The sequence below is a fragment of the Agromyces sp. GQ35 genome, assembly GCF_059758475.1.
The window spans coordinates 651,147-675,400 of record NZ_JCAXEO010000001.1; the positions used below are offsets into that span (position 1 = coordinate 651,147).

At 71.5% G+C, this 24,254-nt stretch carries 22 protein-coding genes; 9 read left to right on the top strand and 13 right to left on the bottom strand.

Annotated elements, in window-relative coordinates; genetic code table 11:
- Positions 1-10: 10 nt before the first annotated feature.
- Positions 11-1,885 (bottom strand): alkyl/aryl-sulfatase, encoded by a 1,875-nt coding sequence (locus AC6CH0_RS03005; RefSeq protein ID WP_498098207.1) that lies wholly within the window; start codon positions 1,883-1,885, stop codon positions 11-13.
- Positions 1,886-2,041: 156 nt separating this feature from the next.
- Here AC6CH0_RS03005 and AC6CH0_RS03010 point away from each other — a divergent pair, with 156 nt between their 5' ends.
- Positions 2,042-3,448, top strand: coding sequence for an acyltransferase family protein (locus tag AC6CH0_RS03010; protein ID WP_498098208.1), 1,407 nt, complete (start codon positions 2,042-2,044; stop codon positions 3,446-3,448).
- Here AC6CH0_RS03010 and AC6CH0_RS03015 read toward each other — a convergent pair.
- Together AC6CH0_RS03015 and AC6CH0_RS03020 are read right to left on the bottom strand one after the other, a co-directional pair.
- Entirely contained in the window at positions 3,388-4,185 is a 798-nt protein-coding gene (locus AC6CH0_RS03015) for an ABC transporter permease (protein WP_498098209.1), read from the bottom strand. The genes AC6CH0_RS03010 and AC6CH0_RS03015 overlap by 61 nt on opposite strands.
- Positions 4,182-5,015, bottom strand: a complete 834-nt coding sequence (locus tag AC6CH0_RS03020; protein ID WP_498098210.1) for an ABC transporter ATP-binding protein — start codon at positions 5,013-5,015, stop codon at positions 4,182-4,184. The genes AC6CH0_RS03015 and AC6CH0_RS03020 overlap by 4 nt, the downstream gene beginning before the upstream one ends.
- 57 nt (positions 5,016-5,072) lie before the next feature.
- Between AC6CH0_RS03020 and AC6CH0_RS03025 the strand changes: the two genes are divergently transcribed.
- Positions 5,073-5,621, top strand: coding sequence for a helix-turn-helix domain-containing protein (locus AC6CH0_RS03025; protein WP_498098211.1), 549 nt, complete (start codon positions 5,073-5,075; stop codon positions 5,619-5,621).
- Positions 5,622-5,636: 15 nt separating this feature from the next.
- Here the strand turns inward: AC6CH0_RS03025 and AC6CH0_RS03030 are convergent, their stop codons facing one another.
- Both AC6CH0_RS03030 and AC6CH0_RS03035 read right to left on the bottom strand, forming a co-directional pair.
- Entirely contained in the window at positions 5,637-6,227 is a 591-nt protein-coding gene (locus tag AC6CH0_RS03030; RefSeq protein WP_498098212.1) for a hypothetical protein, read from the bottom strand.
- Positions 6,228-6,236: 9 nt separating this feature from the next.
- Positions 6,237-6,644 (bottom strand): DUF4383 domain-containing protein, encoded by a 408-nt coding sequence (locus tag AC6CH0_RS03035; protein ID WP_498098213.1) that lies wholly within the window; start codon positions 6,642-6,644, stop codon positions 6,237-6,239.
- A gap of 274 nt (positions 6,645-6,918) precedes the next feature.
- On the opposite strand from AC6CH0_RS03035, the gene AC6CH0_RS03040 reads away from it, so the two are divergent.
- Together AC6CH0_RS03040 and AC6CH0_RS03045 are read left to right on the top strand one after the other, a co-directional pair.
- The gene (locus AC6CH0_RS03040) at positions 6,919-8,511 is read left to right on the top strand and encodes a MinD/ParA family ATP-binding protein (protein WP_498098214.1); all 1,593 of its coding nucleotides are present in this window, start codon (positions 6,919-6,921) and stop codon (positions 8,509-8,511) included.
- A gap of 115 nt (positions 8,512-8,626) precedes the next feature.
- The gene (locus AC6CH0_RS03045; RefSeq protein ID WP_498098215.1) at positions 8,627-9,226 is read left to right on the top strand and encodes an antibiotic biosynthesis monooxygenase; all 600 of its coding nucleotides are present in this window, start codon (positions 8,627-8,629) and stop codon (positions 9,224-9,226) included.
- Positions 9,227-9,256: 30 nt separating this feature from the next.
- On the opposite strand, the gene AC6CH0_RS03050 is transcribed toward AC6CH0_RS03045, so the two are convergent.
- Positions 9,257-10,039: an IclR family transcriptional regulator gene (locus AC6CH0_RS03050; protein WP_498098216.1), complete on the bottom strand. Its 783-nt coding sequence runs from the start codon at positions 10,037-10,039 to the stop codon at positions 9,257-9,259.
- A gap of 90 nt (positions 10,040-10,129) precedes the next feature.
- On the opposite strand from AC6CH0_RS03050, the gene hutH reads away from it, so the two are divergent.
- The 4 genes from hutH (at position 10,130) to hutI (ending at position 16,533) form a co-directional block, all read left to right on the top strand.
- On the top strand, positions 10,130-11,800 hold the full coding sequence (hutH, locus tag AC6CH0_RS03055) for a histidine ammonia-lyase (RefSeq protein WP_498098217.1): 1,671 nt from the start codon (positions 10,130-10,132) through the stop codon (positions 11,798-11,800).
- 123 nt (positions 11,801-11,923) lie between these two features.
- Complete coding sequence (locus AC6CH0_RS03060) at positions 11,924-13,417, top strand: M23 family metallopeptidase (protein WP_498098218.1); 1,494 nt, start codon at positions 11,924-11,926, stop codon at positions 13,415-13,417.
- A 174-nt stretch (positions 13,418-13,591) separates the two neighbouring features.
- Positions 13,592-15,307, top strand: a complete 1,716-nt coding sequence (gene hutU / locus AC6CH0_RS03065; RefSeq protein ID WP_498098219.1) for a urocanate hydratase — start codon at positions 13,592-13,594, stop codon at positions 15,305-15,307.
- A complete protein-coding gene (gene hutI / locus AC6CH0_RS03070) occupies positions 15,304-16,533 on the top strand; it encodes an imidazolonepropionase (RefSeq protein ID WP_498098220.1) in 1,230 nt (409 codons plus the stop codon). The genes hutU and hutI overlap by 4 nt, the downstream gene beginning before the upstream one ends.
- 21 nt (positions 16,534-16,554) lie before the next feature.
- On the opposite strand, the gene AC6CH0_RS03075 is transcribed toward hutI, so the two are convergent.
- From AC6CH0_RS03075 to AC6CH0_RS03105, 7 genes are all read right to left on the bottom strand, one after another.
- Positions 16,555-16,812, bottom strand: coding sequence for a DUF6510 family protein (locus AC6CH0_RS03075; RefSeq protein ID WP_498098221.1), 258 nt, complete (start codon positions 16,810-16,812; stop codon positions 16,555-16,557).
- The gene (locus AC6CH0_RS03080) at positions 16,812-17,648 is read right to left on the bottom strand and encodes a ferredoxin reductase (protein ID WP_498098222.1); all 837 of its coding nucleotides are present in this window, start codon (positions 17,646-17,648) and stop codon (positions 16,812-16,814) included. Before AC6CH0_RS03080 ends, AC6CH0_RS03075 begins: the two co-directional genes overlap by 1 nt.
- On the bottom strand, positions 17,645-18,238 hold the full coding sequence (locus tag AC6CH0_RS03085; protein WP_498098223.1) for a sulfite oxidase-like oxidoreductase: 594 nt from the start codon (positions 18,236-18,238) through the stop codon (positions 17,645-17,647). Before AC6CH0_RS03085 ends, AC6CH0_RS03080 begins: the two co-directional genes overlap by 4 nt.
- 123 nt (positions 18,239-18,361) lie before the next feature.
- Positions 18,362-18,847 (bottom strand): SixA phosphatase family protein, encoded by a 486-nt coding sequence (locus AC6CH0_RS03090; RefSeq protein ID WP_498098224.1) that lies wholly within the window; start codon positions 18,845-18,847, stop codon positions 18,362-18,364.
- A gap of 100 nt (positions 18,848-18,947) precedes the next feature.
- Positions 18,948-19,475, bottom strand: coding sequence for a SixA phosphatase family protein (locus AC6CH0_RS03095; RefSeq protein ID WP_498098225.1), 528 nt, complete (start codon positions 19,473-19,475; stop codon positions 18,948-18,950).
- Between the two features lie 40 nt (positions 19,476-19,515).
- Positions 19,516-20,454, bottom strand: a complete 939-nt coding sequence (locus tag AC6CH0_RS03100) for an arginase family protein (RefSeq protein ID WP_498098226.1) — start codon at positions 20,452-20,454, stop codon at positions 19,516-19,518.
- Between the two features lie 429 nt (positions 20,455-20,883).
- Entirely contained in the window at positions 20,884-21,870 is a 987-nt protein-coding gene (locus AC6CH0_RS03105; protein WP_498098227.1) for an NAD-dependent epimerase/dehydratase family protein, read from the bottom strand.
- A gap of 202 nt (positions 21,871-22,072) precedes the next feature.
- Here AC6CH0_RS03105 and AC6CH0_RS03110 point away from each other — a divergent pair, with 202 nt between their 5' ends.
- On the top strand, positions 22,073-24,247 hold the full coding sequence (locus tag AC6CH0_RS03110; protein WP_498098228.1) for a copper-translocating P-type ATPase: 2,175 nt from the start codon (positions 22,073-22,075) through the stop codon (positions 24,245-24,247).
- The last annotated feature ends 7 nt before the right edge of the window (positions 24,248-24,254 follow it).

A 24,254-nucleotide genomic window follows, 5' to 3' on the forward strand; every position in this document is an offset into this window, starting at 1 on the left:
CGCCGCCCCGCTACGGGGTCACGATGGCGAACGCCGGGTCACCCGTGTCGAGCACGCCGAGGAGCGTCGGCAGGGCTCCGGTGTCGCCGGAGACCTCGAGGCCCGGCGACGTCAGGTCGCCGCCGAGGAGCGCGATCATGCGTGCTCTCGTGAGTTTCAGGGTGGCATCCGCCGATTCCGCATCGGCCGGCTTCTCGACGGCGATGAAGACTCCGTTGTGCAACGACGCGCGGTAGTTCCTGTCGATGTCCGTGAGCGTGACATCCAGCGCGAGGGTCAAGTCCCACGCCTTCGGCCCGTTCACCGCGATCGCGATGGCGTCGAAGATCTGCTGCGGGCTCAGCTGCGCGACGATCGCAGGCGCGCTCGTCGCGGTCGGCGTCCCGAAGTTGCCGACCCGCAGTTCGGTCGCCCCCGAGAGGAAGAAGTTGCGCCACGTGCCGTTCTCGGCGCCGTACGCGAGTTGCTCGAGCGTGTCGGCGTAGAGCGCCCGTGCCGCTGCGTGCGATTCGTCGGCGAAGACCGCGTGGTCGAGCAGCGTGGCCGCCCATCGGAAGTCGCCCGCGTCGAACGCCGTCTGCGCGACCTCGACGACCCGGTCGATGCCGCCGATCGCGTCGACGTAGCGTAAGGCGAGGTTCGACGGCGTGTGCGCCCAGAGTCGCGCAGGGTTGCCGTCGAACCAGCCCATGTAGCGCTGGTAGATCGCCTTGACATTGTGGCTGACCGACCCGTAGTACCCATGAGCGTTCCACGCGTTCTCGAGCGCCGGGGGCAGCTCCAACATCTCAGCGATCTCAGTACCGGTGAATCCCTGATTCAGGAGGCGCAGCGTCTGATCGTGCAGGTAGGCGTAGAGGTCGCGCTGCGTGGACAGGAAGTCCACGATTCGCTCACGGCCCCAGGTCGGCCAGTGATGCGAAGTGAATACGACGTCGGCGCGGTCGCCGAAGGTCTCGATCGCCTCGGTGAGGTAGCTCGACCAGACGTGCGGGTCGCGCACGAGGGCTCCGCGGAGGGTGAGCAGGTTGTGCAGCGTGTGGGTCGCATTCTCGGCCATGCACAGGGCCCGGTGGCGCGGGAAGTAGAAGTGCATCTCGGCCGGAGCCTCGGTGCCGGGCGCCATCTGGAACTCGATCTCGACCCCGTCGATGGTGTGCGTCTCACCGGTCGTCGTGATCTCGACCGTCGGCACGATCAGGCCGACCTCTCCACTCGAGGTGGTCTGGCCGAGCCCCGCCCCGACCTGGCCCTGCGGACCGCGATCGAGTGCTGCACCGTACATGTAGCCGGCCCGGCGCGCCATGGCGGTGCCGGCGTACACGTTCTCGGCGACGGCGTGCCCGACGAACCCCTCAGGGGCGAGCACCGCGATCGTGCCCGCATCGACCTCCGCCTGGGTCGCGACGCCGAAGACGCCGCCGAAATGATCGACGTGGCTGTGCGTGTAGATGACCGCGACCACCTTCCGGTCTCCCCGGTGCGCGCGATAGAGGCCGAGCGCGGCAGCTGCCGTCTCGGTGGAGATCAACGGGTCGATGACGATCACGCCGGTGTCGCCTTCGACGAAGGTGATGTTCGACAGGTCGAGGCCGCGCACCTGGTAGATGCCCTCGACGACCTCGTAGAGTCCCTGCTTGGCGACGAGCGACGATTGCCGCCAGAGGCTGGGGTTCACCGTCGCGGGGGCGTCGCCCGCGATGAAGGCGTAGCTGTCGTTCTCCCACACGACCCGGCCATCGGCCGCGTGCACGACACCGGGCTCGAGGGCGCCGAGAAAGCCGCGGTCGGCGTCGACGAAATCTCGCGTGTCCGAGAACGGCAGCGAGCGTCGCAGCTCGTGATGCGCCGCCTCGATCGATGCGGATGCGGCCTTCTGGTCCATGATCTCCCCCTGATCGTCGGATGCTGATCCGACTATGCCACCCGCACCCCCTACTTCGGTAGGGTCGCCGAACGGCTCTCCGGAGTGATGACCCTCCGGCCGGCGCCTTCCTAACCTGCCTGCGTGGGCGGAAGGGCCGCCCGGATGGAGCCGGTCATGACCGACGCACTCGTACGCTCGCCCGGGCACGACCGGGCCGGCCACGCGGCTCGCCCCGCGGCCTCCGCGCCCCGCCCTTCCGGCGTCGCCCGCGATTCGAGCATCGACGCGATCCGGGCACTGCTGCTCGTCGTGGTGTTCGCCCTGCACGCGATGATGGTCGGCGTGAGCGTCGGCCCCGACGGCCCCGTGCTCGAGAATGCGCTCGAGGGGCAGGCGTGGTTCGGCCCCGTGAGCTGGGTGCTGCAGATCATGCCCCTCTTCTTCATCGCCGGCGGCTTCTCGAGCTTCCACCACTGGCGTGCGATGCGCTCGCGCAGAGCGAGCGGCGGCGACTACGTACGGGGTCGCGTCGAGCGCCTCGTGCGGCCCGCCATCGCCCTCGTCGCGGTCGTCGCGGCCGCCCTCGTCGCGCTCGGCCTCGCCGGCCTCGCCCCCGAGCTCGTGGCGACCGCCGGCTTCCGCATCGGCCAGCCGTTGTGGTTCCTGGGCGTCTACCTCGTCACCTCTGCGCTCGTGCCGGTCATGGTGCGGGCGCACGAACGGGCGCGAGTGCTCACCGTGGTCGTCCTGCTCGCCGGGGTCCTCGCCGTCGACGCGCTGCGGCTCTCGACCGGCATCGAGGCGATCGGCTTCGCGAACCTGCTGCTGGTGTGGCTGCTCGTGCAGCAGCTCGGCTTCCATCTCGCCGACGGCAGCCTCGACCGTCTCGGGCGCACGAGGCTCCTGGCCCTCGCCGCCGCAGCCCTCGGCACGCTCGCCCTGCTCACCGCGAGCGGCCTCTACGCCGTCGACATGTACGTCAACCTCAACCCGCCGACCGTCTGCCTCGTGCTGCTCGGCAGTGCGCAGCTCGCGCTCTTCCAGCTGGCACGCCCCGCCATCAGGGCCTGGGTCGAGCGAGCGGATGCCTCTCGGCTCGTCTCGGCCGTCGGCGAACGCGCCATGACGGTCTACCTGTGGCACATGCCCGTGCTCGTCGGCCTCGCCGGTGCGCTGCTCGTCGCGAATGCCGGCTTCGGGCTCGCCCTTCCCGAGCCGCTGAGCCTCGACTGGTGGGCGAGTCGACCGATGTGGCTGAGCGTCGCGGCGGCGGTCCTGATTCCCGTCACCCTGCTCTTCAGCCGGTTCGAACGTTCACGGCGGGCTCGCAGCGGTGCGACGGCCGAGCACTCGACGCGGCGCACGGCGGTCGACGCGGTGTGCGGTGTCGCCGGGGTCGCGGTCGTGCTCGTGACCGGCTTCGGGCCGGTTCCGGCGGTCATCGCACTCGCGTTGCTCACGGTGGCGCTGCTGGGCAGCGCCACCGTCGGAGCCACCGTGGCTACCGCCCTCGCCCGCGCTCAGCGCAGGTCGCGTCGGAGCGGAATCGCGATGGCGAGCCACGCCGCAACGGCGGTGTAGCCGAGGAGCACGAGCGCGCCGACGAACGGCGACGTCGTGGTGGCCGTGGTCATCGGCAACTGCTCGGCGATCGCATCGCTGAGGAACGTGAAGTCGGTCAGAGCCGCGGTCGCCCCGCCGGGCAGGTAGGGGTGGATGACGTTGACACCCGGGACGATCATCAGGACGTGCTCGAGGAAGTAGAAGTACCCGAGCACGATGCCGACTGCGAGCAGCTGGTGCCGTGCGAGCGCACCGATCGCGACACCGAGGATCATGTAGACGGCGGCCGCGAGCGCGAGTCGCCCGAGCAGCGCCGCGAGCGCACCGAGTGGCACCCCGAGCTCGACACCTTGCACCGCAGCTCCGGCCACGACCGCGGCGCCGGCGAAGAGCGAGGCGACGAGCCCGTAGGCGATGCCGAGCGCGCCGAAGACGAGCAGCTTGGCTGCGAGTACGCGGCCCCGCCGCGGCGCCGTGAGAAAGGTCGTGCCGATCGTGCGGTGGCGGTATTCGCCGGTCACGGCGATCGTGCCGATGAGTGCGGGCACGAAGAGGAGGAGGCCGCTCATGCCGACGACGATGCCGACCCCCTCGGCGGTGTCGAGGCCCGGCAGCGGCGGCGTCGCGTTCTCGGGGCCGACGAGCGCGAGGAGTCCGGTGAGCCCGCCGCCGCAGCAGGCGGCGATGATCAGCGACCAGACGGGCAGCCGGGTGGCGAAGAGTTTCGTGAACTCGCCGCGGATCAGTCGCGTCATGCGCGGACTCCTTCGGTGTCGGATGCGACGGTGGTGAGCTCGAGGAATGCCGCCTCGAGGCTCGTGCCGCGTTCGGTGAACGACGCGAGCGGGCCGCTCCACGTGACGCGCCCGCGGTCGATGAGCACGAGGTCGTCGATGCCGTGCTGCAGTTCGGTCAGGACGTGGCTCGAGAGGAGCACGGTGCCGCCGCCGGCGGCGAATTCGCGGAGGAATGTTCGCAGCCAGACGATGCCCGCGGGGTCGAGTCCGTTGGAGGGCTCGTCGAGCACGAGCACGTCGGGGTCGCCGAGCAGGGCGGTGGCGAGCGAGAGCCGCTGGCGCATGCCCGTCGAGAAGGTGCCCGCTCGACGGTCGAGGTACTCCGCGATGCCGGTGAGTGCGGCGACTCGTTGGACGCGCGCGGCGTCGTGACCGCCGAGGGCGCAGTAGCCCCGCAGATGCCCGCGCGCCGTCATGGCGGGGTGCGCTGCGGCGATGTCGAGGACTGCGCCGACGGTGCCCGTGGGGTCGGGAAGGTCCTGGTAGCGGACGCCGCCGATGAGCGCCGTGCCGGCATCGGGCCGAGTGAGGCCCAGCAGCATCCGGAGTGTCGTGGACTTGCCCGCTCCGTTCGGCCCGAGGAATCCGGTCACTCGGCCGGGCGCCGCGACGAAGCTCGCATCGCGCACGGCGTCGACGTTGCCGATGCGCTTGGCGAGGCCGGTGACCTCGATCGGCACCCCGATCATCGCCGGCTCCGGCCGATGGTCGTGCGGCGTGCGCCGGCGGTCTGCGGCGACGCGGTGTCGCTCGGTGCGGTGATCATGGCGGGATCCCTTCAGTGGCATACTCGAACGCGAGCAATGAGAATGTTCTCACGCTGAGAATAGTGACTGGGAGGACCGATGCGCAAGCCGTCGCCGATCGCCGACGTCGTGATGCACCCCGTACGACTGCGCATCATCCAGCAGCTCGGCGCCCGCGAAGTCACGACCGCCGACCTACGCACCGCGTTGCCCGACATCCCCCAGGCCACGCTCTACCGGCACGTCGCCGCGCTCGTCGAGGCCGACATCCTCACCGTCGTCGACGAGCGACGCGTGCGCGGAGCCGTCGAGCGCACGTTCGCCCTCGGCGAGCGCATGGCGCACGTCGACCACGCCGAACTGCGCGAGATGGGCACCCGCGAACTGCGGCAGGCATTCCTCACCTACCTCGCCCACGTCGGCGAGAACTTCGATCGCGCGAGCGCCGCCGACGACCCCGAGTTCCGCGAATTCCTCGGCTTCGGCGAGATGCAACTCCACGTGACACGCGACGACCTCGCGGCGATCCAGGCCGGGCTCGGCGAGTTGCTCGCGCCCTACCTCGCCGCTGACGACGGTGACGGTCGACGTACCGTCATCCTCGCGACGGCACTGATGCCCGCCGCCAAACCGGCGCCCCGCGACTGATCCGCGTGCGCGGGTTCAGTGACCGCCGTGCCCGCCCGGCCGCTCCAGGTCACGGTTCGATGAGCCCGGGTCGAGCTGATGCGTGCCGTGCGGAACCGCCTGCTCGCCGGCCTCGGTCGCCGCGAGGGCGGGTGTCGCGAGCGCGGCGACGAGCGCCGCACCCGACACCAGGCCGGTGAGACGCGCAGCGACGGATGCCTCGCGGTGGACGCTCCGCGCTCCGGTGCCGCCCTGGCCGGTCCGCCGCGACGCACGTCGGCCGCGACCGCGCAGTTCGAGCCCTGCGGCGAGCGCCATCACCACGATGAACACGGATGCCGCGGCGAGCGGCCCCGGCGCGACATCCGTCATCGCGGCAGTGCCCGTCGCGACCGCCGCCGCCGTCCCCACGAGCGAGACGGCGGCCGCGACGAGCACGATGGAGGGGGCGAGCACCCGCTCAGCCCGAAGCGCGAGCACGCCCCAACCGAGCGCCGCGACGCCGAGCACGATCAGGGCGGGCTGCGCCGCTCCCCCGGCACCCGCGGCGAGCGCCATCAGCACGAGCCCGGCGCCGAAGGCGGCGAGCATCGGCCAACTGCGCGTCGCCGCGACGAGTGCCTGCATGACCGGCCCCTATGCCGTCGCCACGCGCCCTGAACGCTCGGTGCCGAGCGCGACACCCAGCAGCACGATCGCGCTCGCGAGGTGCAGGAAGTGGTCGGCCGTGTTGAGCGCCAGGATGTTGGCACCGGTGTCGGCGATGAAGAATCCGACGATACCGAGCAGCAGGTAGACGGCGCCGACCGTGCCGTTGACCGCCTTCGCGGCGGATGCCGAGACGATGCCGCCGATGAGCAGCGCAGCGCCGATGAGCAGGTGCGCCACGTTGTGGAGCGGGTTCACCTCGAAGACGCCGAGGAGGAGACCACCCTCGGTCGCGATGAAGGCCACCCCGCCGGTGACGGCGAACCCGAGCAGTCCGACGAGCAGGTAGACCGCACCGAAGATGACCGCAACAATGCGGTTCGGAGAGTTGCGCATGAGATTCCTCCTTCTCACGCACGGCGATCGCCGTGCATATGGAAGTTCGGAGCAGCCGTGCCGCCGGATTGGTCGCGACCGAGTCAGTCGCGAGTCGTCGAGCCGCCGTCGCCGGCTCCAGTCCGATCCATGCCGCGAAGGTATGCCCTCCGCGGGCCGCCGGGTAGCCCTTGCCAAGCCGCCGATCGAGGGGTAGACGACCGCCTGCCGGGCGCTCCGGCCTATGCGCCCGTACACTGATCTGGGGAAACTTCGACGCCGCCACGGTGGCGTGATGCGCGCGCACCGCAGGTCGGGCGCATCGCACGCGGCATCCGAGCCGCGCATCGACGTCGTTTCACCCGCACCGATCGAGGGGAACGTCGTGTCGACATCGACCAATACGCAGGCTGAGGTCACGGTCTTCCTGACCTCCGCCACGCAAGCCGACGTGCACGCCGACGGCGCCGTGATCGGCATTCAGGCCGCCGACAGTGGAGCGCTTCGCGACCGAGTCGTCGCGTTCGTGCAGGATCGCGCGCAGCGGCTCGGCACGGCGGCGACGGCGTCGCTGATCGACGACTCGTCGCACTGGACGCTGACGGTCGAGCCCGACGGGCGGGTGACCGAAGCACCCTCCGGTCTCGCGGACGCCTCGGTCGAGATCACCGAAGCACCGCCGACCTCGACCGCGCCCATCCCCATCGTGCCGCCGCACGTCTCGGTCCCCGTGGCATCCGCTCCGCCGCCCGTGTCCGCTGCGTCGGCTCGGGTCTCGGCCCCGGTCGCGGCTCCTGCGCCCGCGGCGGTTCCGGTGCCGGCCACTGCGCCGGCGGCGGTCGCGGTTCCGCCCGCACCTGCGCCTGCTGCGGCGGCGACCTCGGCCCCCGCACCGACCCCAGTGCCGGTGTCTGCTCCGGTCTCACTCCCGGCCCCGGTAGCTGCGAAGCCGCACCGCCCGACCGTCGACGACCTGCTCTCGAGCCGCCCTCGGGTTCGCCCGCTGAAGGCGACGACCGGATGGCAGGGTCGCGTGCGTCGCTTGAGCGGCGGCCTCATCTCGCCCAAGCCGAGCCCGGCTGAGCAGACGAAGCACGATCAGACCACCCGGGTGCAGAAGCGCCTCGACGGCCCTCGCACGATCGTGGTGCTGAACCCCAAGGGCGGGGCGCACAAGACGACGAGTACTCTCCTGCTGGCAGCGACCTTCGGCCGTCTCCGCGGCGGTTCGACCCTCGCCTGGGACAACAACGAGACCCGGGGCACCCTGGGCTGGCGCGCGCAGCACTCCCCCCATCACCGCACGGCGGTGGACCTGCTGAACGATCTCGACCGGTTCGAGAACCCGAGCGTCGCAAGCCTCAGCCAGCTCGACGAATACGTGCGAACGCAGGTCGATGCCCGTTTCGACGTGCTGGCCTCAGACGAGGATGCCGCGGCGACCTCGACCATCGACGACGCCGCGTTCGATCGACTGCACCGCACGCTCTCGCGCTACTACCGGCTCCTCGTCGTCGACACGGGCAACAACATGCGCGCCTCGAACTGGGTCGCAGCCGTCGCCGCGGCCGACCAGCTGGTCATCGTGTCCACCGTGCGCGAAGACACCGCGGCGAGCGCAGCCTGGCTGCTCGACGGACTCGCCGAGAAGGGCTTCGGCGACAAAGTCGACCGGGCGATCACGATCCTGACGTCGCCCTCGGAGAAGCCCGACCGAGAGCTCGAACAACGGCTCACCGAACACTTCGGGGCGTTGACGGCGGCCGTCACGACGATTCCGTACGACGCCGCGCTCGTCGACGGCGGCACGATCGACTTCGACACCTTGTCGTCGGAGACGCACGACGCGTGGCTCAGGGCCGCCGCCGTGGTCGCCGACCAGCTCTGAGCTGGCCCCGATGCCGAGCCGGACGGTTCGGAACCGGCGGGCCTCGCCGGGGAAGCGGGGCCGACCTACACTCGAACAGCATTCGCTGCATGCACGAGAAGCACCGGGGGTGGCAATGGCTGGTGAACCGATCACCGTCTCGATCCGGCGCGAGGTCGACCCCGCGCGCATCGCGGAAGCGACCGCGTGGGTGCAGACGGGCCTGAACCTCGCCGCGAAGTACCCCGGCTTCCTCGGCTCGGGCTGGGTGCGCGCCGGCGAGAGCTCGCAGGTCTGGTACATGCTCTACCGCTTCACGAGCGAAGAGAACCTCGAGGCGTGGGAGCGTTCGTCCGAACGCAGCTGGTGGCTCTCGATGGGCGAGGGCTTCGTGCGATCCGAGCGCAGCAAGCGCCGCACCGGCATCGAGGGCTGGTTCGACGAGCCGGCGACGGGTTCGGTTCCGGTGACGGATGCCGCGGCATCCGCTTCGCCCGACGAACTGCCGCCGGCGCCGCCGCGCTGGAAGCAGGCCGTGACGATCTGGCTGGGGTTCTTCCCCGTGAACCTGGTCTTCACGCTGCTCGTCACGTCGTTCGTGCCCGGATGGGACGATCTCGCAGTGGTCGCGAAGGTGCTCATCACCACGCTGCTGCTCACCCCCGTCATGACGTTCTGGGCGCTGCCCTTCATCACGCGCATGCTGCGTCGCTGGCTCGCCCCGACTCCGCGCTGACCGGCCCGCCGAGCGCACGCGTCGATGAGATCAGCGGATGCCTCGGATGCGCCGTGACAGCGACGACGCTGCCTCTCGGACCCCTGCGACGGCCTGCTCCTGCAGCTCCGGTCGCGCATCGTCGGGGAACGTGACCGCGATCGCCGCGGCCGGCCAGCCGAGGTGGTCGACGACGGCGACCCCGACCGAGGCGAGGCCGCCGGTGACCTCCCCGTCTTCGGCGGCGAACCCGGCCGTGCGCACCGTCTCGAGCACGCGTTTCAGCCGGCCGTAACTCCACTCCGCGGCATCCGTGTCGCTCGCCGAGACCCGTGCGGCGAACGCCGACCGCTCGGGATAGAGGGCGCGCAATTGGGCCGGTGGCAGCTCGGCGAGCATCGCCCGGCCCGTGGCCGTGAGGTGGGCGGGCAGGCGCACACCGACATCGGTGACGAGCGAGGGTCTCCGGGGGGCGCGTTCTTCGACGAGGTAGAGCACGTCGCGTCCGTGCAGCACCGCGAGGTGGCCGCTCTCGCCGAGGCGGTCGACGAGCGACGCCACGAGCGGGCGGCCGAGCCGGGCGAGCGGCTGCTGCCGCGAGAACCCGCTCGACAGTTCGAACGCGGCGACGCCGAGCCCGTAGCGACGTTCCTCAGGCAGGTGCACGACGAAGCCCCGCTCCTGCATGACGGCGAGCAGGTGGTAGACGGTCGAGCGGGGAAGGCCGAGCGCGTGCGCGATGGTCGCCGCCGGCACCGGCCCGCGCTGCGCGGCGAGGTGCGTGAGGATCGCCAGGGTCTGGTCGGCGGCCGGTACCTTCGACGGCTCGCTCATTCGGCCAGCTTACGCGCACGTCTGGGATACCGGACGCTCGCGCGCCCCGGGCCGTTCCCGCGCGCGCGCGAGCGGTGTGGAATCGGAGGCATGAGCATCTCGCCCACCGCATCCGCCCGCGCCGCGGCGTCCGTCACCGTCGGCACCGGAGCCCTCGGCATCGACGACGTCGTCGCCGTCGCCCGCCACGGGGCATCCGTCGTGCTCGACCCGGCTGCGCTCGACGCGGTCGCCGCGAGCCGCGCGATCATCGAAGGTCTCGCGGCCGACCCCGAGCCCCACTACGGCATCTCGACCGGGTTCGGCGCACTCGCCACGACCTTCATCGCCGAGGACCGCCGGGCCCAGTTGCAGGCGAGCCTCGTGCGCTCGCACGCCGCAGGTTCAGGCGCCGAGGTCGAGGCAGAGGTCGTGCGCGCGCTCATGCTGCTGCGCCTCTCGACGCTCATGACCGGCCGCACGGGCGTGCGGCGCGAGACTGCCGAGACCTACGCGGCGATCTTGAACGCCGGCATCACTCCCGTCGTGCGCGAGTACGGCTCGCTCGGATGCTCCGGAGACCTCGCGCCTCTCGCGCACTGCGCCCTCGTGGCGATGGGCGAGGGCGAGGTGCGCGTGGTTCCCGTCGGTCGAGGAGCGACGCAGGACGCACCCGCCGGTCGAGGAGCGACGCAGGAGCGTATCGAGACCTCCGACATGCAGGGTCTCGAGACGCCTCCTTCATCGGCGACCCGACCGGCGAGTGAGGCCCTCGCTGCGGCCGGCATCACGCCGCTCCGCCTCGGCGAGAAGGAGGGCCTCGCCCTCATCAACGGCACCGACGGCATGCTCGGCATGCTCGCCCTCGCCGTCGACGACCTCCGGATGCTGCTGACCACCGCCGATATCGCCGCCGCGATGAGCGTCGAAGGCCTCATGGGCACCGACGCGGTGTTCGCCGAGGACCTGCACCGGCTGCGGCCGCACGCGGGTCAGGCGGCATCCGCTGCGAACCTGCGAACGCTCCTCGCCGGCTCGCCGATCGTCGCGAGCCACAAGGGCCCGGAGTGCACCCGCGTGCAGGACGCGTACTCGCTGCGCTGCGCACCGCAGGTGCACGGCGCAGCCCGCGACACCCTGGCGCACGCGGCGTCCGTCGCCGACGCCGAGCTCGCGAGCGCCATCGACAACCCCGTGCTCACGCTCGACGGCCGCGTCGAGTCGAACGGCAACTTCCATGGCGCGCCCGTCGGGTACGTGCTCGACTTCCTCGCCATCGCGGTGGCGGATGTCGCGTCGATGAGCGAACGCCGCACCGACCGGTTCCTCGACCGCTCCCGCAACCAGGGCCTGCCGCCGTTCCTCGCCCATGAAGTGGGCGTCGACTCGGGACTCATGATCGCGCAGTACACCGCCGCGGGCATCGTGAGCGAGCTGAAGCGGCTCGCTGCGCCGGCATCCGTCGACTCGATCCCGTCTTCGGCGATGCAGGAGGACCACGTGTCGATGGGCTGGGCGGCCGGTCGCAAGCTGCGCCGGGCGATCGATGGACTCGCCCGCGTCCTCGCGATCGAGGTCATGACCGCCGCGCGCGGACTCTCGTTGCGGGCGCCGCTGCTGCCGGGTTCCGCCACGGCCGCGGTCGTCTCCCTGGTCGCGGAGACCGGCGCGGTCCCGGGGCCCGACCGCTTCCTCTCCCCAGAGATCGAAGCGATCTCGCAGTTGGTCGCGCGCGGCGAGGTCGCCGCTTCTGCGGCCGGGATTGCGGGCGTACTTCACTGATCAGGGGCGCGGTGTACCCCGAACAGGGCGCAGAATCGGCCGAATCGGGTGTTGTGTCGTCCTGCCTGCGCTGCCAGACTGAGGGACAAGTCGGCCCCGAAGCCGATAGCGGACGGAACCCCTATGTCGCTGAAACGAAGCCTGCACGGCACTCATTACCCCTTCGGTGTGCGCCGCGCTCGGCCAGATGGGCTTGCCCTTGCGGCTGCCGCCGCCGCCGTACTGCTCGGAATCTCGGGCATCGGCCCGGCCACCGCCGAAGAGCTCGCGCCCGTTGCGACGGATGCTGCGGTCACGACGTCCGAGCCGACCCCCGAGGTGACGAGCGATCCCGCGCCCGAAGAGCCGCCCGCTCCGGCCGAAGAATCGCCAGCCCCGACCGAAGAACCGCCGGCCCCCACCGAGGAGCCGCCGGCCCCGACCGAAGAACCGCCGGCCCCGACCGAAGAACCGCCGGCCCCCACCGAGGAGCCGCCGGCCCCCACCGAAGAACCGCCGACGCCCACCGAGACACCGATTCCCCCGACCACTGGCACGCCGACTCCGCCGACGACCGGCACGCCGCCGGCGCCGACAGCACCGGTAGCGGCGCCTCGCGGACCGCTGCTCACGGGCACGGGGCCATATGCGCGGGTCACCAGCGGCACAGACCCGCAACTCGGCGCCCTGCTCTCAGCTCGCACGGCGCTCGATCGGGCCACCGCGAGCCTGCGCACCGCCGAGGCGGAACTCAAGACCGCGATCGCGACCCGCGAGGTCGCCCGTGCACTCGCCGAAGGCTTGCAGGCACGGGCCGATGAGGCACGCGCCGACGCCGACACGGCCGCGAACTTCGCGTTCGCCGCGTCGCGCGGCGGCGACTCCTCCCTGAGCTCGATGGCCGCCGCCTTCGGCTCCGGCAAAGACCTGCTCGCGGGCCTCGGCGGAGTCGAACGGGTCGAGCAGATCGCGGGCGACGCCGAGAAGCTGCAGAAGATCGCCGAGAAGCGCGCAGCCGAGGCCGTGCTGGCCGAAGAGCGGGCCGCGGCCGCATGGAGCGACGTCGACGCCGTGCCGGTCGAGGCCGCGCAAGCCGCCGTCGCCGATGCAGAGCGCGCAGTGGCATCTGCTCGCCAAGATCTCTCGGGCCTGCAGACGCGCGTCGCGGCCACGAGCATCACCCTCATCGACTCGCTGCCGCGTGACGCCGGCCAGTTGAGCGAGCAGGGCTGGGCGCCGCCGGTCGCTGGGCGCCGCACCGACGGCTACGGCCCTCGGCCGAACAAGCCGCTCGCCGGCGTCAACGACTTCCACCGCGGCACCGATGTCGCAGCCGGCTGCGGCACTCCCGTCTTCGCCGCTACGAGCGGTATCGTCGTCGAGGCCCGGCGCAACGGCAGCTACGGCAACTGGATCCTGCTCGAGCACGGCGCCGGGGTGTCGACCGGGTACGCCCACCTCGTCGACGGCGGCATCCTCGTTGCGCCCGGCGACTCGGTGGCGGCCGGCCAGTTGATCGGCGCCGTCGGAAGCACGGGCGCCTCGACCGGGTGCCACCTCCACTTCGAAGTGCGTATCGACGGTTCGGCGGTCGACGCCGAGCCGTTCATGGCCGCCCGCGGCATCTCCATCGGCTGAGCTCGCCACCTGCGGGGTTCGAGCGCGCGAATATCAGCGGGTGACTCCGACGACGACGCCACGCGCCCGCCCGGTCGCCACGAGTTCGACTCGCCGTGGCACACGTCTGGGATTCCAGACGGATCGAACGGGGCATCCGTTGCCGCTGCCGTTCGCGTGAGCGAGCATCGGAACATGACCGACGCACCCACTGCAGCCCCCTCCGCCCGGCGCACCGTGCGTGCCGCGCGCGGCACCGAGCTCACCGCCAAGAGCTGGCAGACCGAAGCGCCGCTGCGCATGCTCATGAACAACCTCGACCCCGAGGTCGCCGAGCGGCCCGAAGACCTCATCGTCTACGGCGGTACCGGCAAGGCCGCGCGCAACTGGGAGTCGTTCGACGCGATCGTGCGCACGCTCGAGAGCCTCGAGGCCGACGAGACGCTCCTCGTGCAGTCGGGCAAGCCGGTCGGCGTCTTCCGCACGCACGAGTGGGCGCCGCGCGTGCTCATCGCCAACTCGAACCTCGTCGGCGACTGGGCGACGTGGCCCGAGTTCCGCCGGCTCGAGCAGCTCGGCCTCACGATGTACGGCCAGATGACGGCGGGCTCGTGGATCTACATCGGCACCCAGGGCATCCTGCAGGGCACCTACGAGACGTTCGGCGCCATCGCCCGTGCGTTCGCCGCCCGACAGGGCGGGGCGGACCAGCACAGGGACGGCACGCTCGCCGGCACCCTCACCCTCACGGGCGGGTGCGGCGGCATGGGCGGTGCGCAGCCGCTCGCCGTCACGATGAACGAGGGCGTCGTGCTCATCGTCGACGTCGACGAGACCCGGCTCGCCCGCCGCGTCGAGCACGGCTACCTCGACGAGTACACCGCCGACCTCGACGACGCCGTCGAACGCGTGCTCGCCGCGAAGGCCTCGCGAACCCCGCTCAGCGTCGGGCTCGTCGGCAACGCCGCGACGGTCTTCCCCGAACTCCTCGCACGCGGTGTCGCGATCGACATCGTCACCGACCAGACGAGTGCGCACGACCCGCTCTCGTACCTGCCCGAGGGCGTCTCGGTCGCCGAGTGGCACGAGCTCGCGGCATCCGACCCCGAGCAGTTCACCGACCGCGCCCGCGCGAGCATGGCGAAGCAGGTCGAGGCGATGGTCGGCTTCCAGGAGGCCGGCGCCGAGGTGTTCGACTACGGCAACTCCATCCGCCGCGAGGCCGAGCTCGGCGGGCTCGCACACGAGCGGGCGTTCGCGTTTCCGGGCTTCGTGCCCGCCTACATCCGCCCGCTGTTCGCAGAGGGCAAGGGGCCGTTCCGCTGGGCTGCGCTCTCGGGCGATCCGGCCGACATCGCCGCGACCGACCGCGCGATCCTCGAGCTCTTCCCCGACGACGAGCACCTGCGCCGCTGGATCACGAAGGCCGGCGAGAAGGTGCACTTCGAGGGGCTTCCCGCCCGCATCTGCTGGCTCGGCTACAAAGAGCGGCACCTCGCCGGGCTGAAGTTCAACGAGATGGTCGCCTCGGGCGAGCTGAGCGCGCCCGTCGCGATCGGCCGTGACCACCTCGACTCCGGTTCGGTCGCCTCCCCGTATCGCGAGACCGAGGCGATGGCCGACGGATCCGACGCGATCGCCGACTGGCCGCTGCTCAACGCGCTGCTCAACACGGCATCGGGCGCGACGTGGGTGTCGATCCACCACGGCGGCGGCGTCGGCATCGGCCGCTCCATCCACGCCGGCCAGGTCATCGTCGCCGACGGCACGGAGCTCGCCGCCGAGAAGATCGCACGCGTACTCGTGAACGACCCGGGCACCGGCGTCATGCGGCACGTCGACGCCGGGTACGACCGCGCCATCGAGGTCGCTCGCGAGCGCGGGCTGCGCGTGCCTATGCTCGAAGCATGAGCGACGAGGGTGCCGCGAGGCGCATGCTGCTGACGAACATCGGCGAACTCGTCACCAATGATCCGACACCCGGCCGTGATGGCGGAGAGCTCGGCATCGTGCGCGACGCCGCCCTGCTCGTCGACGACGGCCGCGTCGCATGGATCGGCCCCGCCGCAGAGGCCCCCGATGCGCGCATCGAGATCGTCGATGCCGGCGGGCGCGCCGTCATTCCGGGTTTCGTCGACAGCCACACGCACCTCGTGTTCGGCGGCGACCGCGCCGACGAGTTCGCGGCGCGCATGGCGGGGCGCCGCTACGAAGCCGGCGGCATCCGCTCGACCGTTGCGGCGACCCGCGCGGCGACCGACGATGAGCTGCGGGCCCGACTCGCGGGCTTCGTCGACGAACTGCACTCCCAGGGCACGACCACGTTCGAGATCAAGTCGGGCTACGGGCTGTCGGTCGAAGCCGAGGAGCGGCTCGTACGGCTCGCCCGCGAGGTCACCGAAGAGGTCACCTTCCTCGGCGCGCACGTCGTGCCGGCCGACTACGCCGACGCATCGCGGGCACCCGGAACCGGTGCCGACGCATATGTCGATCTCGTCATCGACGAGATGCTCGCCGCGTGCGCGCCGCACTCCCGCTGGGTCGACGCCTTCTGCGAGCGCGGTGCCTTCACCGCCGAGCAGTCGCGCCGCGTGCTCGAGGCCGGCGCGGCAGCCGGCCTCGGTGTGCGCGTGCACGGCAACCAGCTCGGCGAGGGGCCCGGGGTGCAACTCGCCGTCGAGCTCGGCGCCGCGTCGGTCGACCACTGCACCTACCTGAGCGATGCGGATGTCGCGGCGCTCGCGGCATCCGACACCGTGGCGACGCTGCTGCCGGGCGTCGAGTTCTCGACCCGCCAGCCCTACCCCGATGCGCGCCGCCTCATCGACGCCGGTGTCACCGTCGCCCTCGCGAGCGACTGCAACCCCGGCTCGAGCTTCACCAGTTCGATGCCCTTCTGCATCGCCGTCGCCGTGCGCGACATGGGCATGACGCCGGCCGAGGCGCTCTGGGCATCGACCGCGGGCGGCGCTGCGGCGCTGCGGCGCACGGACGTCGGGACGCTCCGCCCCGGCGCCCGTGCCGACCTCGTGCTGCTCGACGCGCCGAGCCACGTCCACCTCGCCTACCGCCCCGGCGTCCCGCTCATCGCGAGCGTCTGGAACGACGGCGTGCTCATCGCGATGGGGCGAGGGTGACGCCCGTCGCCGCTGGGCCGGTCAGCCCCGCGGCACCTCGATCGCGCTGACGCCGCTGAAGCCGATCCACGCGCGGTCGCCCGCCTCGACGAGGGTCGCGAGCACCTGGTCGCACGAGCCGCAACGCACGACCGTGCCTGCGCCACTGCGGTAGACCAGTGCGCGTGCGAGTTCGGAGATGTTGCCGCATCCGTTGCACCGTGCCGTCGCCGCCGTGATGTCGAAGGTGAAGAAGTCGGCGAGCTGGCCGGCCAGAGAGTTTCCGTCGAGATGCTGCATCACGTGCCTCCGAATCGCTCGGTGCGGATCGAGCCGGCCTCGTGTCCGAGCTCGATGAGCCAGGATGCGACCCGCTCGACGAAGCCGGTCGAGCCGCAGACGTACACGAGCGGCCGATCGGCAGCCGGAATCGCGGCCGACTCGAGCGCCTCGCGAGTGATGCGTCCGGGCGACGTCGGCCAGCCGTCGGGCGTGCGCCGCGTGTAGACGAGATCGAGGCGGAAGGCATCGGATGCCGCGGCGAGCGCCATGAGTTCGTCGGCGAAGTACACGTCGGCCGGCGTGCGCACCGAGTACAGCATGCGGAACGGCGTGAGGTCTTCGGCGTCGGCGTGGGCGCCGGCCATCGCGAAGAGCGGCACGACGCCCGAACCGCCCGCGATGAGCTGCACCGGCCGCACCGGGCCATCGCGTCGAACGGATGCCTCGGCATCGGGCTTCCAGACGAAGAACGCGCCGAGCGGCCCGTGCACCTCGAGCAGGTCGCCCGCGCGCAGTTCGTCGACGAGGAACGGCGACACCTCGCCATCGGGCAGCTTGTCGATCGCGAGCACGACGCGCGGGCCCGGTCCCGACGAGGCGATCGAGTACGAGCGGGTCGCCGTGTACCCGTCGGGCGCCGTCAGCCGCACATCGAGGTGCTGGCCGGCGGCATTGCCGGGCCAGCCGTCGACGTCGAGGTCGAGACGCGCCGCGGTCGGCGTCTCCCGGTGCGTGGCGATGACCGTGGCCGTGTGCCATCCGGCCCGGGACACGGCGCGCGGCACGGACCGCGAAGCTCCACCGGCGACCGCCGGCGCCGCGGCATCCGTCGCCTGGCTCGAAGCATCGTTCACCAGTAGCGCTCTTCCTTCCACGGGTCCCCGTGCAGGTGATACCCGTTCTGCTCCCAGAACCCGGGCTCGTCTTCGCCCTGCATGACGAGGCCGCGCACCCACTTGGCGCTCTTCCAGAAGTAGAGGTGCGGCACGATCAGTCGAGCGGGTCCGCCGTGCTCGGGGTCGAGCGGTTCGCCGTCGAACTCGAACGCGACCCACGCCTTGCCGTCGAGCAGCTCTTCGAGCGGCACGTTCGTCGTGTACCCGCCATAGCTGTGGGCCATCACGTAGTCGTACTGGGTCTCGACGTCCTCGAAGAGCGTGTCGAGCGAGACGCCGCGCCAGCGCGTTCCGAGCTTCGACCAGTGCGTGACGCAGTGGATGTCGGTCTCGACGTCTTCGATCTCGAGCGCCATGAACTCGTCCCAGTTCCAGCGATGCTCCCCCCCGGTCTCGGTGACGATCGAGAACTCCCACTCCTCGGTGTCGACCTCGGGCGTCGGCCCCGCCGACAGCACCGGGAAATCATGCACGAGCGTCTGGCCGGGCGGGAGCCGCTCATCGCGATCGCGACTGCGCCCACTGAATCCCCTCGTGACGAACGACATGACGTCCCCTCCCGTTGGCATCGACCTGGCATCGACCTGGCATCGACACTAGTCACGTGGGCCTGCGCTGTCACCGTCGCGATGGCTGTCGGTGCCGGCGGACCTCGGCGGACGAGTGCCGCCCTACGTCCGCGGCGTCTCCACCCGAACCGCGACCGGGGCGAGCTCGCCGAGGCCGGCCCACGTCTCCACGTCGAACGCGAACTCCGCGACGGCGCCCGTCGGCATCTCGTGATCCTCGTTCGAGAGGCGGTGTACGACGGCGGCGATCTCGGGATTGTGCCCGACGACCATCGCGCACGTCACGTCGTCGCCGAGCTCTCCGATGACGGTGAGCACCTCGTCGGCGGATGCCGCGTACAGCCGCTCATCCGCGACGATGCGCTCGGGGTCGAACCCGAGCTCGCCCGCGAGCAGCATCGCGGTCGTCCGGGCGCGCACCGCCGAGCTCGAGAGCATCGCGTCGGGCACGACGCCCCGCGCGGCGAGCCGCCTGGCCATGTCGGGTGCATCCCGCCGGCCTCGGTGGTTGAGCGGGCGATCGTGGTCGGCGAGGGCGGGCTGGTCCCAGTTCGACTTGGCATGGCGCACGAGCAGCAGGGTCTTCATGTGCCCGAGTCTGCCACCGTCGGGTGCGGGAGCGCCGAGAGTTCCGCGAGTGCCGCGCCGACGTCGACGACGATGGCTCCGGCGACGCGCGGACGAGCGGTCAGCGACCGCGCTCGCGCGGGCGGTCGGGCGCGTCGAAGGTCACGCTCACGGGTGGCGCTGCGTTGTGGCCGGCATACGCGGCGATACGCACTTCCGACCAGGAGGTCGTGTCGAAGCGGAACACGGCGACCGCTGCCGCCGGCATCGCCTCGGCATCGTGGAAGAAGCGAGCCGCGAGTTCCGACATCTCGGGGTTGTGGCCCACGAGCATCGCGCACGCGAGGCGATTGTCGAGCGAGCGGACGACCTTGAGCAGCGCATCCACCGAAGCCGAGTACAGCCGATCGTCAGCGACGATGCGCCGCACGCTGGTGCCGAGCGCCGCGCCCACGAGCACTGCAGTCGATCGCGCACGCTCAGCGGTACTCGTGAGGATCACGTCAGGATCGATGCCGCGTTCAGCGAGGCGGCGAGCCATGCGTGGCGCGTCGCGAACACCGCTCTCGTTCAGTGGTCGGTCGTGGTCGGGGAGCCCCGGGGTCTCCCAGCTCGACGTCGCGTGGCGCATCAGCACGAGGGTCTTCACGTTGCGTCCTTCCCGTCGAAGCGGTCGCGCGCCATGCTGCTCAGCGCAGTACGACGCCCGCTGCGGCCTCCAGCACGCAGAGTGCCGCCAGTCGTACGGTACGCCCGTCTGGCGCATCCGCGGTGGCATCGACCTCGGCGAGGTCGATCGATTCGACCCGCGGGTCGCCTCCGGCTGCACGCGCGGCCTGTCGCAACTCATGCGCCGAGATGCCGCCGGGCACGGATGCCGGGCACCCCGGCGCCACCGCCCGGTCGCACACGTCGACATCGAGGTCGACGTGGATCGGGCCGCCGCCGGCACCCGCGATCTCGAGCGCCTCGGCGAAGATCTCGGCCATCGGGCGTCGATGCAATTCGTCGCGGTGCACCACTGTGATGCCGGCGTCGCGAGCACGATCGGCGTACTCCCGCGAGTTGACGAAGTCGGCGATGCCGATCTGCACGATCCGACGGCCATCGAGGCCCGCCTCGAGCAGGCGACGCACCGGCGAGCCGTTGCTGACGCCGTCGCGCAGGTCGTAGTGCGCGTCGAGGGTGATCAAGCCGGCCGTCGGCAGTCGCTCTCCCCAGACGCCGAGGGCGACGGGCGAGGTGAGCGAGTTGTCGCCGCCGAGCGCGACGACGACGGCTGCGCGAGCGGATGCCTCGGCGACAGCGTCACGCACACGGCGCTCGCCCTCGGGGCCGTCGGGTTCGGAGACGTCTCCCGCGTCGACGAGCACGAGCTCGTCGACGGTGCGGGCATCGGCTCGCGCACGTACGCCGCGATCGGCCATGATCGCCGGGCTGTATCGACGGAGCGCCTCGCGGATCGCCGCCGGCGTCGCGTGTGCACCGGTCGGCGAGAGCGAGGTGCGGAAGGCCGGCACCCCGAGGAGTGCGACGTCGGCGCGCTCTCCCGGGCCCAGCCCGCCGAATGGCGGCCAGTCACCGGCCCTCGGCCAGAGCGGATCGTTCGGTAGCGCGGCGGTGCCCATGACCCGACGCTAGCAATGACGGGTGCCGTGAGCCGAGGCATCCGCCAGGTCTCGCGTCTGTGATGCCAGACGGAGAGGCGGCCGTGCCTCACGACACCGCGGATTCAGGAGACAGTCGCCTATTCAGGACGAAATCGGCCAGATCCTCCTGAATAGGCGACTTTCTCCTGAATTGCGTCCTCGCGGGCGGGGCGCGGCAGGGCGGGCGGCGGCGCAGGGCGGGTGCAGCGGCAGGACGGCGGCAGCGCGGGCGCGCGGCAGGACGGCGGGGGCGCGGCAGGACGGCGGCAGCGCGGGCGCGCGGCAGGACGCCGGCAGCGCGGGCGCGCGGCAGCGCGGGCGCGCGGCAGCGTGGGTGCAGCGGCAGCGCGGGCGCGCGGCAGCGCGGGTGCAGCGGCACGCGGCTCGGTAGCGGCAGGGGCGGCGCGCTCAGCCTCGAAGCGCCGCGAGCAGCTCTCGTTCGCGCTCGGCGCTGAGTCCAGCGCCTCGCTCGCGGTCGAGACCCTGCCCCTTCTCCCACTCCAGCAATTCGCCGAGCAGGTGATCGAGCGGCCGGAGGCGCAGCCCAGCGGCAACCGCCGCGGCGTTCGAGCGGGCGAGGAAGGCGTTCCATTCGGGGTCGACGATCCACATCGGCAGCGATTCGGGTCCCGACCACTCGGCGACCCCCTGCTCGGCGAGCCACTCGGGCGACACCGCGACGACCTCGCCCGTATGCCCGGCGATCGCCCGCGACCGCTCGAGCCAGTGGCCGAACGTCGTGCGATCGCCGACCGCGTTGAACGCACCCGTCAGCTGTCGTTCGATGCCGTCGAGGGTGAATGCAACGAGGTCGTCGACGTGGATCGCCTGCACCGCGTTGTCGAGGATGTCGGGCACGAGCATCGGCTCGTCAGTACGGGCGGAACGCGCCACCCAGTAGCCGCCGCGCCCCGAGGCATCCCCCGGGCCGGTGATGAGACCTGGCCGAACGGTGAGCAGGCGGTCGCCGAGGGCGTCGCGGTAGGCCTGCTCGATCGCCGATTTCGCTTCACCGTAGGTCTCGGCGGTCGCCTCGTCGTCGGCGAGCGGCGTCATCAGCTCGGCCGATTCGTCGGCGTCGGGCTCGTTCTGCGCCGCGTAGACGTTGCAGGAGGAGATGAAGGTCCAGTGCGCCGCATGCGGTGCGAGGTCGGCTGCAGCGCGCCTGGCGGAGCCGGGCTGGCGGGTCACGTCGATGACGGCGTCCCACTTCCGATCGACGACGGCGTCGTATGCGCCGGGGCGGGAACGGTCGGCGACGATGAGCGCCGAGCCCGTGGCAGCCGCGCCGGCTTCACCCCGCGCGAGCGAGGTCACTGCGTGGCCGCGACGCAGCGCCTCCGCCGCGAGTTCGCGCCCCACCCACTGCGTTCCGCCGAGCACCAAGATGTCCATGCGGCCATCACAGCACGAGACGGATGCCGCGCGCACGCCTGTTCTCGCACCGCGAACCGCGCGGCAGCGATCGCGATCGTCGGGAGCGAGCGCGGCGCATGCCACGTGCAGGGAATAGACCAGGTGATCACGCGTTCCACCTCGTGACAGGTACCCCACTGGGGTATAGGCTCGACGCGAGCAGCATGACGGAGGAAGAACGATGAGCGCGACCCACGGCGACCGGCCCGAGCACCACCACGACCATGCTGCAGAGCACGACGGAGGGCACGACAGAGGGCACGACAGAGGGCACGACATGAGCGATCCCCACGCCGGGCACGACATGAGCGCGCACACCGAGCACGATGGAGATGCGGGCCACAGCGAGCACGCAGGCCACGGCGGGCACGGCGACCACGTCGGCCAGTTCCGCCGCCTGTTCTGGATCATGCTCGTCATCGCCGTGCCGACGATCGCCTTCAGCCCGATGTTCGCGTCGATCCTCGGCTACCAGTTGCCCGACAACGCCGTGATCGTCTGGATCTCCCCGGTGCTCGGCACGGTCATGTACTTCTGGGGCGGCAAGCCGTTCCTCACCGGCGCCTGGTCGGAGCTGAAGTCGCGCAAGCCGGGCATGATGCTGCTCATCGGGCTCGCGATCACCGTCGCCTACTTCGCTTCGCTCGGCGCGAGCCTCGGACTGCTCAGCCACCACCTCGACTTCTGGTGGGAGCTCGCGCTCCTCACCGTCATCATGCTGCTCGGCCACTGGATCGAGATGCGCTCGATCATGCAGGCGTCGAGCGCGCTCGACGCACTCGCGGCCCTGCTGCCCGACGAGGCCGAGCGAGTGGGGCCGTCGGGCACTGAGACCGTGTCACCGTCGGAACTCGTCGTCGGCGATGTCGTGATCGTGCGCCCCGGCGGCCGCGTGCCCGCCGACGGCGACGTCGTCGACGGCACCGCCGCGATGGACGAGTCGATGATCACCGGCGAGTCCTCCACGGTCAGCCGCGCACCCGGCGACCACGTCGTCGCCGGCACGGTCGCGACCGACACCGCCATCCGGGTTCGCGTCGGCGCGGTCGGCGATGACACCGCGCTCGCCGGCATCCAGCGCCTCGTCGCGCAGGCGCAGGCCTCGAGCTCACGTGCGCAGCGCCTCGCCGACACGGCCGCCGGCTGGCTCTTCTGGTTCGCGCTCGGCGCGGCCGTCGTCACGGCGATCGCGTGGACACTCCTCGGCGACCCCGACGATGCCGTGGTGCGCACCATCACGGTGCTGGTCATCGCCTGCCCCCACGCTCTCGGCCTCGCCATCCCGCTCGTCGTCTCGATCGCGACCGAACGCGCGGCGAAGGGCGGCGTGCTCGTCACCGACCGTCTCGCGCTCGAGACGATGCGCACGGTCGGCGCGGTGCTCTTCGACAAGACCGGCACCCTCACGAAGGGCGAGCCCGCGGTGACGGATGCCTCGGCGGCGCCCGGTCACGACCTCGACGAGGTGCTCGGGCTCGCGGCATCCGCAGAGGGCGATTCGGAGCACCCGCTCGCCAGGGCGATCGTCGCCGACGCCGAGCACCGCGGCATCCGCACCCGCGTCGCTCGCGACTTCACGGCCTCCGCCGCGATCGGGGTGCACGCCACGGTCGACGGCCGCAGCGTGCAGGTCGGCGGCCCCGGCATGCTCGACCGCGAGGGGCTGCAGCCGCTCGCGGCATCCGTCGCCTGGGCCGAAGCGGGATCGACGGTGCTGCACGTGCTCGTCGACGGCGAGGTGGCCGGCGCCATCGCGCTGGCCGACGAAGTGCGGCCCGAATCGAAGGAGGCCGTCGACGCACTGCACGCGCTCGGCGTGGAGGTCGTCATGATCACGGGCGATGCCGAACCGGTGGCCCGCACGGTAGCGGGGCAGCTCGGCATCGACCGGGTCTACGCGGGCGTGCGCCCCGAAGACAAGTCCGCGAAGGTGCAGGAGCTGCAGGCCGAGGGCCTCAGCGTCGCGATGGTCGGCGACGGGGTGAACGACGCTCCCGCGCTCGCACAGGCGAACGTCGGCATCGCGATCGGTGCCGGCACGGATGTCGCGATCGCCTCGGCCGGCGTGATCCTCGCGTCATCCGACCCGCGCTCCGTCATCTCGGTGATCGAGCTGTCGCGGGCGAGCTACCGCAAGATGTCGCAGAACCTCTGGTGGGCGGCCGGGTACAACCTCATCTCGGTGCCGCTCGCCGCGGGCGTGCTGGCGCCGATCGGGTTCGTGCTGCCGATGTCGATCGGGGCGATCCTGATGTCGCTCTCGACGGTCATCGTCGCGGCCAACGCGCAGCTGCTGCGTCGACTCGACCTGCGACCCGAGGCATCGACGCGCGCAGTGCTCGAGCGCGCGAGTTGACTCAGGG

Bases quoted from the DNA above. Each gene is read 5' to 3' on its own strand.
- AC6CH0_RS03085 (WP_498098223.1), bottom strand. From the start codon at position 18,238: ATGTCGTTCGTCACGAGGGGATTCAGTGGGCGCAGTCGCGATCGCGAT.
- AC6CH0_RS03090 (WP_498098224.1), bottom strand. From the start codon at position 18,847: ATGAAGACCCTGCTGCTCGTGCGCCATGCCAAGTCGAACTGGGACCAG.
- AC6CH0_RS03010 (WP_498098208.1), top strand. From the start codon at position 2,042: ATGACCGACGCACTCGTACGCTCGCCCGGGCACGACCGGGCCGGCCAC.
- AC6CH0_RS03035 (WP_498098213.1), bottom strand. From the start codon at position 6,644: ATGCGCAACTCTCCGAACCGCATTGTTGCGGTCATCTTCGGTGCGGTC.
- AC6CH0_RS03100 (WP_498098226.1), bottom strand. From the start codon at position 20,454: ATGGGCACCGCCGCGCTACCGAACGATCCGCTCTGGCCGAGGGCCGGT.
- AC6CH0_RS03060 (WP_498098218.1), top strand. From the start codon at position 11,924: ATGTCGCTGAAACGAAGCCTGCACGGCACTCATTACCCCTTCGGTGTG.
- AC6CH0_RS03015 (WP_498098209.1), bottom strand. From the start codon at position 4,185: ATGACGCGACTGATCCGCGGCGAGTTCACGAAACTCTTCGCCACCCGG.
- AC6CH0_RS03105 (WP_498098227.1), bottom strand. From the start codon at position 21,870: ATGGACATCTTGGTGCTCGGCGGAACGCAGTGGGTGGGGCGCGAACTC.
- AC6CH0_RS03025 (WP_498098211.1), top strand. From the start codon at position 5,073: ATGCGCAAGCCGTCGCCGATCGCCGACGTCGTGATGCACCCCGTACGA.
- AC6CH0_RS03110 (WP_498098228.1), top strand. From the start codon at position 22,073: ATGAGCGCGACCCACGGCGACCGGCCCGAGCACCACCACGACCATGCT.
- hutI (WP_498098220.1), top strand. From the start codon at position 15,304: ATGAGCGACGAGGGTGCCGCGAGGCGCATGCTGCTGACGAACATCGGC.
- hutU (WP_498098219.1), top strand. From the start codon at position 13,592: ATGACCGACGCACCCACTGCAGCCCCCTCCGCCCGGCGCACCGTGCGT.
- AC6CH0_RS03045 (WP_498098215.1), top strand. From the start codon at position 8,627: ATGGCTGGTGAACCGATCACCGTCTCGATCCGGCGCGAGGTCGACCCC.
- AC6CH0_RS03030 (WP_498098212.1), bottom strand. From the start codon at position 6,227: ATGCAGGCACTCGTCGCGGCGACGCGCAGTTGGCCGATGCTCGCCGCC.
- AC6CH0_RS03050 (WP_498098216.1), bottom strand. From the start codon at position 10,039: ATGAGCGAGCCGTCGAAGGTACCGGCCGCCGACCAGACCCTGGCGATC.
- AC6CH0_RS03020 (WP_498098210.1), bottom strand. From the start codon at position 5,015: ATGCCACTGAAGGGATCCCGCCATGATCACCGCACCGAGCGACACCGC.
- hutH (WP_498098217.1), top strand. From the start codon at position 10,130: ATGAGCATCTCGCCCACCGCATCCGCCCGCGCCGCGGCGTCCGTCACC.
- AC6CH0_RS03005 (WP_498098207.1), bottom strand. From the start codon at position 1,885: ATGGACCAGAAGGCCGCATCCGCATCGATCGAGGCGGCGCATCACGAG.
- AC6CH0_RS03040 (WP_498098214.1), top strand. From the start codon at position 6,919: ATGCGCGCGCACCGCAGGTCGGGCGCATCGCACGCGGCATCCGAGCCG.
- AC6CH0_RS03075 (WP_498098221.1), bottom strand. From the start codon at position 16,812: ATGCAGCATCTCGACGGAAACTCTCTGGCCGGCCAGCTCGCCGACTTC.